1 protein-coding gene is annotated in these 914 nt (G+C 53.9%); it reads right to left on the bottom strand.

Going from position 1 to position 914, the window contains the following annotated elements; translation table 11 throughout:
* Positions 1-914 (bottom strand): undecaprenyldiphospho-muramoylpentapeptide beta-N-acetylglucosaminyltransferase (gene murG / locus ACTHS3_RS15410; protein WP_440368425.1); only part of this gene is annotated, 914 nt, incomplete at both ends.

The raw sequence follows: 914 nt of genomic DNA, 5'->3' as shown, positions 1-914 counted from the left end.
TCACGGTTTAATCCGCCGAGGATTTCGGCCAGTTTTTCTGCCGTCAGTTGAGTTTGCGGCAGCAGCAAACCAGCTTCAGCCTGTACCATAAAACGCGCATTGGCTGTTTGATGGTCGTCCACTGCGTGCGGATACGGCACCAGCAATGCGCCCAAACCGGCAGCCGTCAATTCGGCAATCGTCAGCGCGCCGGCACGGCAAATTACCAAATCGGCATCGCGGTAGGCAGACACCATATCGGTAATAAATTCGACGCACTCGGCTTGCACACCCAACGCATCGTAATCCGCCTGCAAGTTGCCCAATTTATTGCGGCCGGACTGATGATACATTTGCGGACGAACCTCCTCAGGCAATAATGCCAAAGCTTGCGGAACGGTTTTGTTCAACACATCCGCACCCAAACTGCCGCCCACCACCAAAACTTTCAGACGGCCTTGACGGTTTTCAAAGCGTTCTTCGGGAACAGGCAATGCCGCAATATCGGCACGGACAGGATTACCCACCAAGCCGCCTTCATGTTGAAAGGCTTTGGGGAAAGCGTACAAGACACGTTTTGCCCAACGCGACAATTGGCGGTTGGACAAACCGGCTACGGCGTTTTGCTCGTGAATCACAATCGGCACACCGGAAATTTTTGCCGCTAAGCCGCCGGGGAAAGTAACGAAACCGCCAAAACCGATAACACACTCGACACGGTGTTTCTTAATAATCTGCTGAGCCGCACGGACGGTTTTATACAGTGTAAACGGCAACATCAGCTTGCGCTTGATGCCGTTGCCGCGGATGCCTTTAATCGCCAGCGTTTCCAAGCGTATGCCGTATTGCGGCACAATGCGCTCTTCCATCGAATCCTGACTGCCCAGCCAAATCACATGATGGCCGCGCTTTTGCAGCGACTCGGCAACCGCCAA

The sequence above is a fragment of the Neisseria sp. P0009.S007 genome (genome assembly GCF_051962515.1).
Note: the sequence above shows the minus strand (reverse complement) of the source record. Positions and strands in the feature narration are given on the sequence as shown.